The sequence below is a fragment of the Ruegeria sp. AD6 genome (genome assembly GCF_056542325.1).
Window position 1 is genome coordinate 273,406 of record NZ_JBQFZQ010000001.1, and the last position, 16,359, is coordinate 289,764.

Consider the following 16,359-nt stretch of genomic DNA (forward strand, 5'->3'; position numbering starts at 1 on the left):
GAGAGCGATGCACCGGAATTGAGTTCGCAAAAATCCCGCAAAGCGGGGCGAACCGGATTTATCTTTTGAGTTTTCTCAGGAGGGGAACGACGATGAGGCCGAGCACAAACCAAAGTGCGAGAAAACCAAGAAGCTCCAGACCGAAGCTTCCCCATTTGAAGAACACCTGCGCGATAACCAGGGACACCGAGAACGGTATTAATTCCTGCTCGAGAACGGTGCGCAGGCCGTTGGCATTGAAAAGAGAAAACATGAAATGACTGCCCCAAATTTGAATTCAGGATGCCTTGATTTTTACATCGAAGTTGACGTTGGGTCAATGATTCCGGGTGGCGGGAAACAGCCGATGGCGGCGAAACAGGTCCGTCGTTTGCGTCGCTGACCGAGAAGCATTCAACCCACCAGTTTCACGCCGTACGCCCTGTGGGCCGACGTCAAAACGCGATGAAAAAAGTCCAAGTGGCCCCGGTCCGAGGCCACTTGGAAACATCTTATTCGAAGTTATACGGTGCACCCGCCTGATTGATCACACTGTTGTATTCGCGGAAGATTCCCACGATCTTCTCGTGAACTTCGCCTTCCTGTGCGATCTCATCCCAAAACTCTTTGGCGGCGTTTTCGACCTCGGCCCATTCAGAGGCTGGTACTGACCGCAGTTCCAGCTTGTCGCCGTTGGCCCGCAGCGCGGCCTCGCCACCCCAATACCATTGGTTGCGGTAGGTGTGGCCCGCTTCGATGCCCGCCATCACGATGGATTTGAGGTGGTCGGGAAGCTCGTTCCAGCGTTCCTGATTGGCAAACCACGATCCGATCCACGCGCCCGAGATGTTGTTGGTCAGGAAGTAATCGGTCACATCGGCCCAACCCACGGTGTAATCCTCGGTGATGCCGGACCAGGCCATGCCGTCCAACTCGCCGGTCTGAACCGCCACCTCGGCATCTTCGTAAGGAATGTTCACCGGCACGACGCCGAACTTGGCCAGGAAGCGGCCAGCGGTCGGGAAGGTGTAAAGCTTCAGCCCATCCAGATCAGCAACCGAGGTGATTTCCTTTTTAGTGTTGAAGTTGCACGGGTCCTGACCGGCGGCAGACAGCCACTGCACCCCAACCTTGGCGTATTCGTCGCGCCAGATATCCGCCAGACCGTATTGGTTGAACAATACCGGCACGTCGAGAATGTGCTTGGTGGCAAAGGGGAAGTACCCGCCGAACACGCGCAGCGGCGTGGGTGACGCCATCGAGTCATCGTCCGAATGCACCCCGTCAATCGTGCCGCGTTGCAGGGCCTGGAACAGCTCACCCGTGGGGACGATCTGATCTGCGAAGAACAGCTCGATCTCCAGCTCGCCATTGGCGTTGGCGTTGATGTAGTCGATTGCAGGCTTGGTCACATGCTCGCCCAACGCGCCCCCGGCATAGGTCTGAAACCGCCACTTGATCGGGGCCTGCGCCTTGACGATGGCCGGTGCGGCAAGTGTTGCGGGCGCGGCCAGGGCGGCGGTCTGTAAAAATCTGCGTCTTGTAGTCATGGTCGTCCTCTCCTGTGCTTTTCATTGAACTTGATCCGGTTGACCCGGTTTCTCGTTCTTTACGTGCTCAGTTTCCGTAGACGATGCCCGGAAGCCACAATGCGATCTCTGGGACGGCCATCACCAATCCCAAAGCCAAGGCCATCACCGCGACAAACGGTATGATGGACCTGTAAATATCTCCAATCGTTACCTCTGGCGGGGCCATGGCCCGCATGAGGAACAGGTTGTACCCGAAAGGCGGGGTCATATAGGCGATCTGACAGGTGATCGTATAAAGGACCCCGTACCAGATCAGATCGAACCCCAGCGCGCCGACCAACGGCACGTATAGCGGGGCGACGATGACCAGCATGGCTGTGTCATCCAGAAACGTGCCCATCACCAGAAAGCTAAGCTGCATCAGGATCAGGATGATCCAGGGGTTCAGACCCAGCTGCACGGTGAACAGGTTCTCAATCGCCTTGACCGCACCCAAGCCGTCAAACACAGCGCCAAAAGCAAGCGCCGCCAGGATAATCCACATGAACATGCAGGTGATCCCAAGCGTCTGCTTGATCGAGGTTTCAAAGACCTGCCACGTCATGCGGCGTTTCAGAACCGCAGCCAAGAATGCAGCGATTGCCCCTAGGGCCGAGCTTTCGACCAGCGAGGTCCAGCCGTTCACAAAAGGCACCATCATCACGGCAAAGATGCCTATGGGCAGCAGACCGGCCCCCAAAAGGCGCAGTTTCTCGCCCCATGTGACCTGCGCACGTTCTTCTGCGCTCATCACCGGACCCAGCGATGGGTTCAGACGGCAGCGGATCGCGATGTAGATGACGAAGAGGGTCGCCATCATCAAACCGGGAACAACGCCTGCCAGCCAAAGTTGCCCGACCGGTTGCCGTGCGATCATGGCGTAAAGAACCAGCACCACCGATGGTGGCACAAGAATACCCAGTGATGACCCGGCCTGTATTACCCCCGTCACCATGCGTTTGTCATAGTTTCGGCGCAGCAGCTCGGGCAGGGCGATGGTGGCCCCGATCGCCATGCCCGCCACGGACAACCCATTCATGGCCGAGATCAGAACCATCAGGCCAATCGTGCCGATGGCCAGCCCGCCGGACAGGCCGCCCATCCAGACATGGAACATGCGGTAGAGGTCATCGGCGATCCGGGATTCGGACAGGATGTAGCCCATGAAGATGAACATTGGCAGCGTCAGCAGAGGATACCAGCGCATCACCTTGATCGCAGCCGCAAAGCCCAGATCATATCCGCCCCGGTCGCCCCACAGGAAAAACGCGGCGATCACCGCGACGAACCCGATGGCCCCAAAGACCCGCTGCCCGGTCAGCAGCATCAGCATCATGGTCGAGAACATGAGCGCGGCGATCAGTTCGTAACTCACCCGCGGTGTCCTCCGTCAAGGTCCTCGGGGGCCATATGCACGGGCTCATCATCCTTTGGGCCCATGTCATGGCCTTGCAGCCGCAAAATGTCTTTGAACAGTTCCGAGATCGCCTGAAGCAGCATCAGAAAGATGCCAATCACCATGATGGTCTTGATGGGCCAGATATAAGGGCGCCACGCGGACGAAGACCGCTCGCCCCCGTATTGGAACGAATACATCAGACTGTCCCAGCCGCCCCACAGCAGAAAGGCCAGATAGACGATCAGAAACAGCACCGTCATCACATCGATCTGGCTTTTGCGTCGGTCCGACCACTCTCCGTACAGCAGGTCCATGCGGACATTCGCGCCCATCTGCATCGCGTATGGCCCGCCAAGGATGTAATAGGCCACCATCGCGAACTGCGCCATTTCAAGCGTCCACAGCGACGGGACAAAGAAGGTTTTGGACACGGACGAATACAGCAGGATCGCCATCATGACGAAGATGCCATACATGATGATCCGACCAAGCATACGGTTGGCGCGGTCCACTTGCCGGACATAAGCCTTCATCACACCCGTCACGAAGCCGCCTTTGCAAGTTCTGAGTTGTCAGGCAAAAGGGGCGCGCGTTCCTCGGGGCAGGTTCGACCTAACAGCCCGCATGCGCGTGAAAAAACGCCGTTGGTGTCGCGCATGATCAGCTTTGCCCCCAATTCTCTCCGTCTTTATCAGAGCGGCATGTTGGTAAGCTGTCAAGTTGACACTAGCGCATCAACAGATGCGGCACCTTTTCGGGACCGAGTTTGAGGATAGAAGGCTATGCCCCTTGACGCACTTCTGAAAAAGTCGCCGTACCGCGCCGGATTTTTTCTAACCCGCGACATCGCAATGTCGCGGGTTTGGTATACTCGGGGCAGCAAGCCGATTTAGCCGTAGCCTATGCTACGTGCTTTGAACGAAAACTGGGCCCTGTTCCTTGGCATGCTGATGCTGATGGTCGCCAATGGCCTTCTGGCGACATTGCTGACCATTCGGGGGGCCAGCCTTGGGTTCAGCGATTTCACGATCTCGATCATGCAGGCCAGCTATCCGCTTGGCGCACTTGCGGGCACGGCACTGGCCCCTAGGCTGGTCGAAAACGTCGGACATATCCGGGCGTTTTCCGCGCTTGCGTCGCTGGTCTCAATCGCTGCGATTGTTCACCTTCTGACCAGCGATGCGGTCAGTTGGAGTGTGATGCGCTTTCTGGGCGGGTTCTGCTATCCCGGCCTTTACGTGATCACCGAAAGCTGGCTGAACGCAAAGTCCGACAACAGCATACGCGCGCAGGTCCTGTCGCTGTATTTCATCATTCAGCTTGCCGGGCCCGCGTTGGGAACGGCGCTTGTCGGATTTCCCGACCCGACCGGGAACCTTCTGTTCGGAGTCGTCTCGATCCTGATCTCACTGTCAATCGTGCCGCTTTTGCTGTCCGGCAACAAAGCGCCGGATTACACCGCGCCCGAGCGTATGCCTGTCACCCGGCTTTACAAGGTCTCACCCGTTGCAGTGATCGGAATTGTTATCGTCAGCATCGGGGTCTCTGCCTCGTATATCACGCTGCCTCTTTACGCGTTGCAGCAAGGGTTCACGGCTGCGCAGGCGTCGGGCGCGTTGGTGGCGGCGTTGATTGCCGGGGCCGTCGTGCAATACCCGGTTGGCTGGATTTCCGATCATACAGACAGACGCTATGTGATCATCGGCCTGGGCGTTGTCGCGGCGTTGGCCAGTCTGTGGATGGCCATCGATACGTCACCGTCGAATATTGTCATCGGCTTTGTTCTGGTCGCAATCGGGCTCTATCCGGCATATTCGATCCTGACAGCGCATGCGAATGACCAGTTGAAACTGTCTCAGATCGTGCCCGCCAGCGGTACTATGGTGCTGTTGCTGAACATCGGCTTGTTGGTCGGAACGATACTGGGGCCAAACTCGATCACCTTGCTGGGGGGCAGGGGGTTGCAGTTCCTGCTTGCAGCAATCGGCATTTCCGTAGCCGTGGTCGCGCTGATCCGGCGCTATCAGGTCGAGGCCCCGGCAGAAACCGGCGAAGTGCAGGTTGTCGGCGTGATTGGCACCGGCCAGCCCGGCGTTCTGCAGGCCGAAAGCTGGGTTCAGGAGGAGGATGCAAATCAACAAGAAAACGCGTCCTAAACCGCAATTCACTTATCAGGGAAGGCGAGGATGAAAAAAGTCAGTTTCACCCAGATGAAAGACGGCAGCAAAGAAGAATATGAGTTCCTGACCGCGCAGGCCGTGGATGATGCCCGTCACACCGCCGGACGGCTGGTCAGGGCGCTGGTCGAACTTGATGATGAGATGGCCGGTTATCAAATCACGCGATTGGGGCATTCCGTGCAATCCGCCACACGGGCCTGGCGCGACGGGGCTGATATCGATTGGGTCGTCTCGGCGCTGTTGCATGATATCGGGGACATTTTCGCGCCCTACAATCACGACGAATACGCCGCAACGATCCTGCGCCCTTTCGTGCGGGAACAATGCGCCTGGGTGGTGCAGACCCACGGCGATTTCCAGATGCTCTATTACGGTCACCATCTGGACGGGTTCGATCAGCACAAGCGCGAGCGACATCGCGGGCATCCCTACTTTGATGACAATGCGGAATTCTGCGAACGCTGGGATCAGGCCAGCTTTGACCCCGACTATGACACCCTGCCGTTAGAGTTCTTTGCCCCCATGGTTGAAGAGGTTTTCGCCCGTACCCCCTATGCCGAGGACGTCGTGCGCGCAGGCGAACGTGAACCCCTTGTCGTGCCAGAGATCGCCAAAGAACGCGCCGCCGCCTGAGTGCGGATCCTGAGGAGGATAAGATGACCCCAACAGATGAGAACCTGCGCGCCCTGGCCGCCGACTACTACATCAGCCCCGAGGTTTTTGCCGAAGAGCGTGAGAAGCTGTTTTTCAAGTGCTGGCAATATGCCTGCCACATCAGCGAGCTGGCCGAGCCCGGCGATTACGTCGCCACCAGTATTCTGGGCCAGAACGTGTTTGTCGTGCGCGATCAGGATCACGAAATCCGCGCCTTCAACAATATCTGCCCCCATCGCGGCCACAAGTTGGTGGAAGGGTCCGGGCAGACCCGCGCCATCGTTTGCCCTTATCACCATTGGAGCTTTTCTCTGGACGGGTCGCTGCGGCACATGCGCAAACGGGACACCAGTTCGGTGCCCGAGCAGAAAGAGGTTTGCCTGAACACGGTGCGGGTGGATCGCCTGTTGGATTTCATCTTCGTCAATCTCGACCCCGACGCCCTGCCGATTGCCGAGTTCTGGCCGGGCATCGAAGCGCAGGTGCGCGAGAAATGTCCCAAAGTGGACAGCTACGTCTTAGGCGAGACCGCCGCCGCCATTCACGAGGTCGACGTGGCCGCCAATTGGAAGATTCAGATCGACAACTATCTGGAATGCCAGCATTGCCGCCACGGGCACATCTCGTTCTCGGACATGCTGGACATCAACAATCAGACCTATGAACTGACCAGAAATGCAGCCTATAACTTTATTCCCGGCAACAAGAAGGCGGACAATCTGGCCTATCCGCTGGATCTGGACCATGATGAAACCGATCTGCATTTCTGGTTTCTGTTCCCCAATATCGGCATCTCGCAATTTGCCGGTCCGGGCAATTTGACCCTGTTCCAATGGAACCCGATCGGCACCGATCGCGGGTTGAGGTGGAGCATCAATCTGGAACCGCCCGAACCCACTGATCCGGGTATGCGCGAACGTCAGGAAAAGCGGGCAATCTGGGGCCGGGACGTGTTGCAGCCCGAAGATATCTCGTTCCTGCTGTCAGTGCAGGAAGGCATGAGCCAGCGGTGCTTTGATCAGGGTTGGTACATCGTTGATTGGGAAAACATCGAGTTTTCCGAGGCCATGATGCGCCATTTCCACAATACCTATTTGGAGCATATGGGGCGCACATCCCCAGCCACCGCGCAGGCCGCGGAATGAGCAGGGCAAGACCGCTGACCGGGGTGCGGGTTCTGGATTTCGGGCAGTATCTGGCCGGGCCGCTGGTCGGCATGATGCTGGCCGATATGGGCGCGGATGTGCTGCGCATCGATCCGCCCGGCGGGCCGCGTTGGACCGATCCGGCCTTTGATATGCTGTCGCGAGGCAAGCATGTTCTGGAACACGACCTGAAATCAGATGCTGGCCGGGCGCAGGCGATTGAATTGGCCAAACGATCGGATATCGTGATCGAGAATTTTCGGCCCGGCGTCATGGATCGCCTGGGCGTTGGCGCGGAGGTTTTGCGAAAAGCCAATCCGGGGCTGATCTATCTGGCTATGCCCGGCTTTGCCTCGACCGATCCGGAACTGGCCGATCTGGCCGCGTGGGAGGCGATTGTTGCAGCTCGCACCGGGCAATTCACCGATATGGGGCTGAACCGGCGTCTGATGGGGATCAAGGCGTCGTTTTCGCCGCTCAACCTCGCATCGGCCTATGCGGCCAGTTACGGGGCAATGTCGGTTCTGTTTGCCCTGCAGTCGCGGGCCAAAACCGGTGGAGACTATATCGAAGTGCCGCTGGCCTCATCCCTGTTCGAAGGTCTGGCTTATAACCACGAACAGATCGAAGGCTATCCCGACCGCTACAAATCCCCGCGCGAACTGGAACTGGATCGCCGGGCAAGAACGGGTGAGCCCTGCGATCTGGACTTTGCTGAGTTGTCCGAATTTCTTGATCCGTTCTACCGCACCTATACCTGTCAGGATGGGCGCGGGTTTTATGTGGTGGCAGGCAGTGTTGCCACCCATCCGGCCCGCGTTCTGAGGACGCTTGGTCTGGGCGATCTGCTGGATGATCTTCCGTTGTTCGACCCTTATCTGGACACACAGGATTGGCCGGATGAATGGACGCTCAGCAACTACCCGGTCGGTGCGCGGGATCGCGCGCGGGTGTCCTCGGCCATGAAGGCCGCGTTTCTGACCAAGCCCGCACATGAATGGGACGTCCTGTTTGGTTCGGCCAAGGCCCCGGCAACGGCGCAGCGTACAACCAGAGAGTGGCTGCACGATCCGCACGCCACCGCGTCAGGCCTGATCCTGAGCGTGGATGACCCGAAACACGGCTCGATGCAGCAGATGGGCAACGTGGCGTGGTTGGCCGGGGATCATGCGGTGGTCGAGAAAAAACCGGCTGCAACCGGGGAAGCGGCCAGAAAACACGTGGCGCAAATACTGGCCGGACCCACCCGTCCGCATGTTGAACCCACGCAACAGACAGGCTGGCTGGACGGGGTCAGGGTGCTGGACCTGACCAATGTGATTGCCGGACCGACCATCGCCTCGACTCTGGCACGGTTTGGGGCCGAGGTAACCCATGTCCAACCCGTTACACCTTCGGTCGATCCGTGGAATACGGTGGTGTTCGGCTTGCAGGCCAATCGCGGCAAGGAAAGCGTTCTGCTGAACCTGCGTGATGAGGCCGGGCGTGATGCGCTGAACCGATTGATCCGGCAAGCGGATGTGATCACCCTAAACGCCACAAACGAACAGCGTGACGGGCTGGGCCTGTCGTCAGAGGAAATCTCTCACATCAACCCCGATGCCATTCTGGTGCAACTGGATGCCTTTGGCGGGCCGATGCGTGGGCCGAAATCGGATCATCTTGGCTATGATGATCTGGCGCAGGCCGCCACGGGGATCATGATCCGCTTTGGCGGCGGTATGGACACACCTGAAGAACACGCCCATGCAGGCACGATTGACGTTCTGGCCGGGCTGACGGCCTGCGTGTCGCTGGGCGGTGCGCTGCTCTGGAAACAGGCAACCGGCAAGGCTGACATCGCGCGGTCGTCTTTGGCCGCGGCGGGGGGCATGATACAGGCGCAATTCACGTATGACTTTGCCGGACGCGCACCTTTTGATGAGCCTTCGGGTCGCGATGCGCTGGGGCAAGGGCCGTTTTATCACTGCTACGAAGCGTCGGACGGGTGGTTCTTTTGGGCTGCGCCGACCGATGGACGCGACGTGCTTGGCAAGGTGGCAGAGCTTTCCGATTTGGTTTCGCTACCCGACAACACAGTGCAGGAAGAGTTAATCGCGCGTTTCAAATCCCGCCCCCTTGCTCATTGGTCTCAATGCCTGACTCAGGGCGCGAGCGCTGTTGTTCCTTTGGCATCCATGCTGGAAACGCGGGATCAGGCGCTGCAGGTTGAAAGCGACGGTCCGGTGGACATTGACATAGCCACCTATCGCGCGGTGCGTCACGATACGCACCCAATGGGCCGTTGGTGCGATCTGGCCGCCCCGAATGCGGTGCGCGCCTTGAATGCAAGCATCACCATCCCCGGTCCGGCGCCCAAATTTGGCGACAGCACACTGCAAATCCTTGGAAGGCTTGGGTACTCGGATGACGAGGTGCAAGAGATGCTGGCGCAGCAATCTGCTGCAACAAGCTGGGCGGCGCGCTACCTGCCCGAGTAAGACAGGCGGATTCAGGCGGGGCCTTCAAAGGCCTCGCCAAAGTGTCTAAGAAGGCAAGTGTCCCGTTTGCCTGAAAAAGGGGTTAATCCAGCCCCTCATATCGGGCATTGGCATCGGCCAGGGTTGCCTTGAGGCCTTTTTCAAGGGTCGATTTTGAAAACGCCTCATATTCCGGAACTGGTTGCGCGCCCATGATCGCGACCTGTTCCAGATAATAATCCGTTGCGGTACGCAGGCCCTGCATCTCGTAGACCCGGTTCAGATACATCTTGTGCATCCGCTGCATTTCACGCGGCATGCGTGCCATCAGCAGGGCCTTTTTGTGGGTTGCTTCCTTCAGCTCATCCAGCGGCACCACCTCGGTAATCAGGCCCATTTCCCTTGCCTCTGCCGCCGTCAACTCACGCCCGGTCAGCAGCAGGTCCTTGGCGGTTTTCATGTTGACCAGCCAGGGCAAGAACATGCAGTGGCCCGAGATGCCATAGCGCACCTCGTTATACCCGATGCGGGTATCATCGCTGGCGATGGTGATGTCGCAGAAAAGGGACAGTTCGAACCCCTTGCCGATGGCGATGGAGTTGACCGATGCGATCACCGGCTTGGTGATCCGCCAGGGAGTCGTGAACTCATCGAACTGTTTGAAATAATGCGCGCGGTATTCGTAGATCGAGGTCCGATCGTCCTCGGCATCCTCATCCAGATCGTGCCCGGCGCAAAACCCGCGACCCGCACCCTGAATGACGATCACGTTCACATCATCATCCGCATCTGCGCGTTCCAGCCCCGCCTGCAGTTCGGCGATCAGTTTCAGGTTCATCGCGTTCAGCTTTTCGGGCCGGTTCAGGGTCAGCCAGCAGATGTGGTCGGCGTCCACGTCGTAGATCAGATGAGTGTATTCGGTCATGTCTCAGCCTTTCAGGGTCAGAACCGCATCGGCAACCACCGCGCGGGTTTGGGTCAGCAGCAGAGGGTTCACTTCCATCTCTGCGATGCCGGGTGGGGCGGTGGCAAAGGCGCACAGCGCCTCGACAGCGTTCAGCGTGACGGTCATGTCTGCCGCCGGACGACCGCGATAGCCAAGGATCAGGGGGGCCAGTTTCAACCCCTTTAGCGCGGCCTCTATGTCGCGGCGCGGTGCGGGCAGGATCACGGTTGCGCTGTCTTGCATCAGTTCCACCGCAACTCCGCCGATGGCCAGCGTCAGAACCAAGCCGATCTCTGGCACGCGGCGGATGCCGACCAGTAACTCGCCAATCGGGTTTTGGATCATCTCTTCGATCAGGTACGCGTCAGCCTTCAGGCCGTGTTCCGCAAGGCGATCTGACATGGCGCGGATCGCAGTCGAAAGATCCGGCGGCGCGAGATTTAGCGTCACAGCGCCCATTTCCGTCTTGTGCAGCAATCCCGGAACAATGGCCTTTAGCGCGCAGGTGCAGTGGACGTTCGGCAGGTCATGCGCGCCCGAAACGACCCATTGGCGGGGAATGTCCAAACCGTGCCCTTGCAGTTGCAGTTTTGCCTCGGCTTCGCTGAGGGTTCCGCCCGCTGTCACCAGCTCACCACTGTCGGTGCTCAAAACCATGGCGTCGGCGTCAAGGCCGTTTCGGCTCGCGCCGTATCGCGCCGCGTGGGCGACCGCGCGCAGGCCGTCTTCGAGCCCTTGCAACGGGGCCATTCCATTGGAGATCATCCGGTCCCGCGTCTCTTTCGGCAGGGACTCGGCCAGAGTGTTGACAAAGGCCGCCGGACGATCCCCCTTGGCCTGTGCCAGCGCCCCGGTGGTTGCGTCCCATGTCGTCATGTCCCAACCGCCTTCGGGCGGGTAGCACATGACTTGCGCAAAAAGATCATACTCATCCCGCGCGAAGGCTTGGTAAATTGGCAGTTGATCCGCCTGCGGCCAACCATGCGCGTCCGAGATGTCCAGCGGATTGGCAGGGCCGACATAAGGCGGCAGCGCGGCATCAATGGCAGGCGCGGCGTCGGTTGAAGGTGGTTCCATCCGAAGGCCCGCTTTTTCGGCAATGTCGCCTCCTATCACCGCGTAGGATCCAGAGGACGTGATGAAGCCGGTTTTCAAGCCTTTTGGGACAGGCGTGAAGCTTAACATCTTGACGGTTTCAATAGCCTCGGACGGTGTTGTCACTTCGATCCAGCCGAAGCGGCGGAACAGGGCTGAGGCGACGGCCGCATCCCCCGACAACGACGCCGTGTGTGACTGTGCGGCTCGGGTGCCTGCCTGACTGCGACCGCCTTTGATGGCCACAACAGGGATGCCCTTGCGGGCGGCCTTGGCGGCGGCTCGGCTTAGCTTTGCCGCATCGGTAATGCCTTCGAAATAAATATTCGCCGCCGTCACACGTGGGTCGTCCAATACTACATCCAGCATGTCGGCAACCGTGACCATCGCCTGATTGCCCAACCCGATCAAATAGGCGATGGGTTGCGAGCGGTCGGCACAGCCAAGGTCGCTGAGGTATGCGCCACCGTTTGAGATCACGGCTACGCCCTTACCGGGTGCATGAGTGCCGAAGTGATCCATCATAAAGGCACTGCCATCCAGGAAATTGGCGATACCGGGACAGTTGGGGCCGATCACCGGCATGTCACCGGCGGCGTCGATCAGATCCGCCTGCCGGGCTGCGCCATCGGCGCTTTCGGAAAAGCCCGAAGTAATGCAGACAACACCACCACATCCTTGCGCCGACAGCGCGCGCACGGTTTCGATCACCGCGTCCTTGGGGATCACCAGAATTGCGACATCCGGCACCCATGGCAGTTCAGAAACCGACGCCACACAGGGAACGCCCGCGATCGTGGCCCGTTTCGGGTTCACGGCTACGGCGTCACCGGAAAACCCGCCCGCCTGCATGTACTCAATCGCGGGCGCAATACACCCGCCGCCGATCCACGCGACGCGCGCAGGCGACAGCATTCGTTTCAGACGATCCGCCTTTGTCACAGGTTGCACTCCGTGACCTGATTGCCAAATCTTGAGGTGCTGATGACTTTCCGGGTCCGCTCGGTCAGTTGTATCGCGGCCATTCGTTTGAAGATCATGACTGCGCCTCAGCTCGGAACTGGCGTTGCAGCGTGCGGATGCGGGAATGCAGTTCGTCGCGGTCGGAATAGATACCTTCGATGAACCGTGTGCTGCCTTTGGCCTCGTACCCGGCGCGGCCATGCAGGGCGCGACGGTTGTCAAAGGCCAGCAGATCGCCCGGCTCGTACCGGAAAACCATCATATAGCGCGGGTCCTGGGCCCGTTCGCAGAACGCCCGGTATGCCTGATAGGCGCGGCGCTGGATATGGACCGGAGCCCGCAGCGGCGCGCGCAGGAAGGTGTTGTACCGAACGCCGGTGATGCCTCCGGTCTCATCGGTCTCAACCACAGGCCCCCAACCGCGATAATCCGAGCCGCGCGCCCGGTTGCTGTATTCCCAGATATCCGTGGTCAGCGAGTGGAAATGCGCGGGCTCGTCGACCCGCAGGTCTTCGGCAATGCGGTATGCATCGACGTAAATCCCTTCGCCACCCGTCGTCGTGTTGTCGCGGGTATAGAGAAACTGAAGGCCAAACGGCGTTTCCCGCGTTGGCAGGTCGATATGCTGCAACAGCATGTCCGAGGTGAAGGCCTGACTGTCAGGATCATCCTTGATCTCTAACGTATACTGCCGCCCGAAATTGCTTTCGCGGATTGGACCGATGCGGGTGACGATCTGTTCCAGCAGGCCGTCCTGCTGGGGCAATCCGCGCAGGCGGGCCACGCCGTAGTCGCGCAAGGCCTCTAGCCATTGCAGAAACACCCGCGGATTGTTCAGCGCCTCGGGGCCGTCAAAGCTGGGCGGTTCTGGCTGATCCTCGCCTCGCCAAAGGATGGGTTGCGGCGTGTCATCCGCGCCGAACCACGCGATCCCGCGCAGCCAGCCGGGATGGAACCGGCTGGTTTTGCTGTCTGTAAAATCGACGGAGACCGCGCCGCCTGCTTCGACCCGTGCACTTCGTATACCCAGATCGCCATCTATCGCGCTGGGCGACACGCACATTTCGCGCGCCTTGGGATGGATTGTCTCGGGGTCGGGGCTGTTTTCCCGCAAAAGCAGCGCGTGGTACTGGCTGGTGGCCCCGTCCGACCAGGTGATGCTGAGAACATCCTTGGTATGCGTCACAGCGATCACGGTATGGAGAATGGGCCAGGTGTCGAAATCCGGTGTCCAGGGCAATTCGGTCATGGGGTGTCCTCCGTTACTTAAACGGTACTGCCTGTCCCGCAATTTCTCTTGATCTGAATTGGCAATTTCTTGATGATTTCTTGCAAATTGAGAAGGCCCAACCTTGCCCAGTGTCGACATCGTACTGACCGAGAACTTTCCGATCCTGTCGCTGACACTGGTGACGGAACCCCTGCGCGTGGCAAACCGGGAAAGCACCGAGCCTTTGTGGCGTTGGCGCTTCTTGTCCATCGAAGGGGGCGTGATGCTCAGCTCCAGCGGGATGCAGGTGAACACCGAGCCGTTGGACGACAAGGCTGCCGACGTTGTTCTGCTGCTGTCCTCTTATCACCCCGAGGCGTCGCTGGTGCCGAGGCTGTTGACTTGGTTGAAACGCCGCGCCCGTGCCGGGGCGGTGATGGGCTGCGTCGATACAGGTGCCCTGATCTTTGCCGAAGCCGGGCTGTTGTCACTTGCACCGGCAGCGGTGCATTTCGAAGCCCTGCGCGGGTATCGCGAACAGTTTGCCGATGAGATGTTCGTGGACCGGCTGTTCACCATCACCGGCAATCGCTGTTCCAGCGCAGGCGGGGTGGCGACGTTCGACATGACGCTGGGACTGATCGGGCGGTTCAACGGACAGGGTCTGGCGAAACGAGTGGCGGAGATTCTGACCTATCGCCCGACAGTGCATGAGGGGCCGCAGCAGAAACTGCTGACGGATACTTCGCTTGCCCGACTTGACCGAACCCTTGCGCGGGCGGTGGACCTGATGCTGGCGACTTTGGATCAACCCTTGCCAATCTCGGAAATTGCCGACCGGGTTGGGGTGCCGATCTGGACCCTTGGACGGTTGTTCAAGCACTATCTGAAATGCTCGCCCGCCTCCTATTATCGTGGTTTGCGCCTTGTTGAGGCCCGCAACCTTATTCGCAACTCCAGTTTGCGTGTCAGTGACATCTCGGCCTTGTGCGGCTTTGAAAACCCAGAAAGCTTTGCCCGAGCCTACAGGCGACAATTCGGTCTGACCGCATCCGAAGACAGGGCAGGGCTAGTATATAATGTCGATGCGACTTGACACATCGAGGATTGATGAATACTTCCGATCACGCCTGAGGCAGTCAGCCTCGTGCAACGGAGATTTTATGAAAGAGACCCGGGCCTAACGCCCGTTCCTGGCGACCCAAATTCAGGAACACCAACACTGATAGGCACACTCACGCGCGATGCTGAGTGAACCTGTTTCTGTGCTTTCGTAAAATCGAGACATCCCAATGAATATCTCAAAGCACGAACAACGTGTTTTGCACGAACTCGCCCTTGGCGGGTCGATCCATCATCAACGTCTGGAGAACGGTAAAATCCATGACGTCACCTGTTACACGCGCGACGGGTTCATTCTGACCGACTGCACCATGGGCGTCTTCAAACGCCTGCTGAAACGTCGTTTCATACGGTCAAAGAATGGCAGCCCCTACCGCGCCTCTGCGTTGGGCATCAAATCCGTGCGCGCGCAAATGAACCAAAGATAGGAAAAAGCAATGAACCATACAGACATCGAAGCCATAACACGCGTTCACCTTGATGCGTTCGGCAAAGACGAAGGCCCCGAGATTGTGCAGCTTGCCAAGGGCTTTCTGGCGCTTGCGGACACAATTTCGATCAGCGCGACACGCGATGGAAAGATTGCGGGGAATGTGCTGTTCACTCCGTTCCTGTTCCAGGATCACCTGCAGGCCAAGTGTTTCCTCTTGGCCCCGTGCGGGGTGGTGCCCGACTATCAGGGGCAGGGTGTCGGCAAGGAACTGATGGAGACGAGCATCGCGCATCTTACCTCGGTCAATGCTGACGCTGTGTATGTCTTGGGCGTGCCCAGCTTCTATCCGAAATACGGATTTGTTCCGACGGACAAACAAACGCCCTATCCGGACCTTTTGACCATGCCGGAATCCTGGATGGAGCTTGAGCTGAAACCCGGGTCCGCCAAGGTGCTGGGCGGCAAAACCACTGCCGTCGCGCCGATCATGCGGCCCGAGTATTGGGACACGTCTGCATATGGTTGAAACCACACGCGCCCCGCAAGAACCTGTCCTGAAACGCGACACTGAATGAGAATACCCGATGAAAACACCAATAGTTAAACAAACCACCAAGGGTGATATTCCAGCGTTGCAAACCGTGCTGGATCAAACGCAGTTGTTTCCCAGTGAAATGCTGCCCGAGATGCTGCAACCCGCGCTGGATCATAAGGCCGAGGCGATCTGGCTGACCTGCCATCTGGACGGCGCAGCCGTCGGACTGTGTTATTCTGTCCCCGAGGAACTGGCGCAGGGCACGTGGAATATGCTTGCGCTTGCCGTGCGACCTGATCTTCAGGGGCAGAAACTGGGAACCGCTCTGGTCGAAGCTGCGGAGCAACGTCTGAAAGCCAAGGGTCAGCGGTTGCTGATCGTTGATACATCCGGGACCGAAGACTTTGCACTGACGCGCAGGTTTTATGCACGCAACGGCTATGAGGAAGAAGCGCGAATTCGCGATTTCTGGGCAGCCGGGGATGACAAGGTGATCTTCCGGAAGGCATTGTAATCAACCTTTGCCCTTCGCCAGTGACTTGGCGAGGGGCGCACTTGTTGATGGGAAAGGCCGGACCTGTGCGCCGACCAATTCCGCGCGTTGCGCCGTGAAACGTCAGCCTTGTCGCAAACGGGCCTGCGGGCCTGTTGTCGCGCATCTACACTGT

General features: G+C 58.9%; 15 protein-coding genes. 8 read left to right on the plus strand and 7 right to left on the minus strand.

The window, feature by feature from the left end; genetic code table 11:
• Nucleotides 1–58 precede the first annotated feature (58 nt).
• From ACR0KJ_RS01255 to ACR0KJ_RS01270, 4 genes are all read right to left on the minus strand, one after another.
• Nucleotides 59–253: a hypothetical protein gene (locus tag ACR0KJ_RS01255; protein ID WP_170451767.1), complete on the minus strand. Its 195-nt coding sequence runs from the start codon at nucleotides 251–253 to the stop codon at nucleotides 59–61.
• A 238-nt stretch (nucleotides 254–491) separates the two neighbouring features.
• Nucleotides 492–1,529, minus strand: coding sequence for a TRAP transporter substrate-binding protein (locus tag ACR0KJ_RS01260; RefSeq protein WP_170517512.1), 1,038 nt, complete (start codon nucleotides 1,527–1,529; stop codon nucleotides 492–494).
• Between the two features lie 67 nt (nucleotides 1,530–1,596).
• Nucleotides 1,597–2,925, minus strand: a complete 1,329-nt coding sequence (locus ACR0KJ_RS01265; RefSeq protein WP_170517515.1) for a TRAP transporter large permease subunit — start codon at nucleotides 2,923–2,925, stop codon at nucleotides 1,597–1,599.
• Complete coding sequence (locus ACR0KJ_RS01270; protein ID WP_480625786.1) at nucleotides 2,922–3,494, minus strand: TRAP transporter small permease subunit; 573 nt, start codon at nucleotides 3,492–3,494, stop codon at nucleotides 2,922–2,924. Before ACR0KJ_RS01270 ends, ACR0KJ_RS01265 begins: the two co-directional genes overlap by 4 nt.
• Before the next feature lie 357 nt (nucleotides 3,495–3,851).
• Between ACR0KJ_RS01270 and ACR0KJ_RS01275 the strand changes: the two genes are divergently transcribed.
• From ACR0KJ_RS01275 to ACR0KJ_RS01290, 4 genes are read left to right on the plus strand one after another with little or no spacing between them, the layout of a single operon-like run.
• A complete protein-coding gene (locus ACR0KJ_RS01275; protein ID WP_170451763.1) occupies nucleotides 3,852–5,105 on the plus strand; it encodes an MFS transporter in 1,254 nt (417 codons plus the stop codon).
• 30 nt (nucleotides 5,106–5,135) lie between these two features.
• On the plus strand, nucleotides 5,136–5,762 hold the full coding sequence (locus ACR0KJ_RS01280) for an HD domain-containing protein (RefSeq protein ID WP_170517518.1): 627 nt from the start codon (nucleotides 5,136–5,138) through the stop codon (nucleotides 5,760–5,762).
• Between the two features lie 23 nt (nucleotides 5,763–5,785).
• A complete protein-coding gene (locus ACR0KJ_RS01285) occupies nucleotides 5,786–6,928 on the plus strand; it encodes an aromatic ring-hydroxylating oxygenase subunit alpha (RefSeq protein ID WP_170517521.1) in 1,143 nt (380 codons plus the stop codon).
• The gene (locus ACR0KJ_RS01290) at nucleotides 6,925–9,408 is read left to right on the plus strand and encodes a CoA transferase (RefSeq protein ID WP_480625787.1); all 2,484 of its coding nucleotides are present in this window, start codon (nucleotides 6,925–6,927) and stop codon (nucleotides 9,406–9,408) included. Before ACR0KJ_RS01285 ends, ACR0KJ_RS01290 begins: the two co-directional genes overlap by 4 nt.
• An 82-nt stretch (nucleotides 9,409–9,490) precedes the next feature.
• On the opposite strand, the gene ACR0KJ_RS01295 is transcribed toward ACR0KJ_RS01290, so the two are convergent.
• The 3 genes from ACR0KJ_RS01295 to ACR0KJ_RS01305 all read right to left on the minus strand — a co-directional run bounded on the left by ACR0KJ_RS01295 (nucleotide 9,491) and on the right by ACR0KJ_RS01305 (nucleotide 13,640).
• On the minus strand, nucleotides 9,491–10,312 hold the full coding sequence (locus ACR0KJ_RS01295; RefSeq protein ID WP_170734433.1) for an enoyl-CoA hydratase/isomerase family protein: 822 nt from the start codon (nucleotides 10,310–10,312) through the stop codon (nucleotides 9,491–9,493).
• A gap of 3 nt (nucleotides 10,313–10,315) precedes the next feature.
• Nucleotides 10,316–12,370, minus strand: a complete 2,055-nt coding sequence (locus tag ACR0KJ_RS01300; RefSeq protein WP_480625788.1) for an acetate--CoA ligase family protein — start codon at nucleotides 12,368–12,370, stop codon at nucleotides 10,316–10,318.
• Between the two features lie 94 nt (nucleotides 12,371–12,464).
• Nucleotides 12,465–13,640 carry a TauD/TfdA family dioxygenase gene (locus ACR0KJ_RS01305; protein ID WP_170451751.1) on the minus strand — a complete coding sequence of 392 codons (1,176 nt, stop codon included), beginning with the start codon at nucleotides 13,638–13,640 and terminating at the stop codon, nucleotides 12,465–12,467.
• Between the two features lie 103 nt (nucleotides 13,641–13,743).
• On the opposite strand from ACR0KJ_RS01305, the gene ACR0KJ_RS01310 reads away from it, so the two are divergent.
• From ACR0KJ_RS01310 to ACR0KJ_RS01325, 4 genes are all read left to right on the plus strand, one after another.
• Nucleotides 13,744–14,697 (plus strand): GlxA family transcriptional regulator, encoded by a 954-nt coding sequence (locus tag ACR0KJ_RS01310; protein WP_480625789.1) that lies wholly within the window; start codon nucleotides 13,744–13,746, stop codon nucleotides 14,695–14,697.
• Between the two features lie 196 nt (nucleotides 14,698–14,893).
• Complete coding sequence (locus ACR0KJ_RS01315; RefSeq protein WP_170517540.1) at nucleotides 14,894–15,151, plus strand: YjhX family toxin; 258 nt, start codon at nucleotides 14,894–14,896, stop codon at nucleotides 15,149–15,151.
• A 9-nt stretch (nucleotides 15,152–15,160) separates the two neighbouring features.
• A complete protein-coding gene (locus ACR0KJ_RS01320; protein ID WP_480625790.1) occupies nucleotides 15,161–15,682 on the plus strand; it encodes a GNAT family N-acetyltransferase in 522 nt (173 codons plus the stop codon).
• A 58-nt stretch (nucleotides 15,683–15,740) separates the two neighbouring features.
• Entirely contained in the window at nucleotides 15,741–16,205 is a 465-nt protein-coding gene (locus ACR0KJ_RS01325; protein ID WP_170451743.1) for a GNAT family N-acetyltransferase, read from the plus strand.
• Nucleotides 16,206–16,359: the final 154 nt, after the last annotated feature.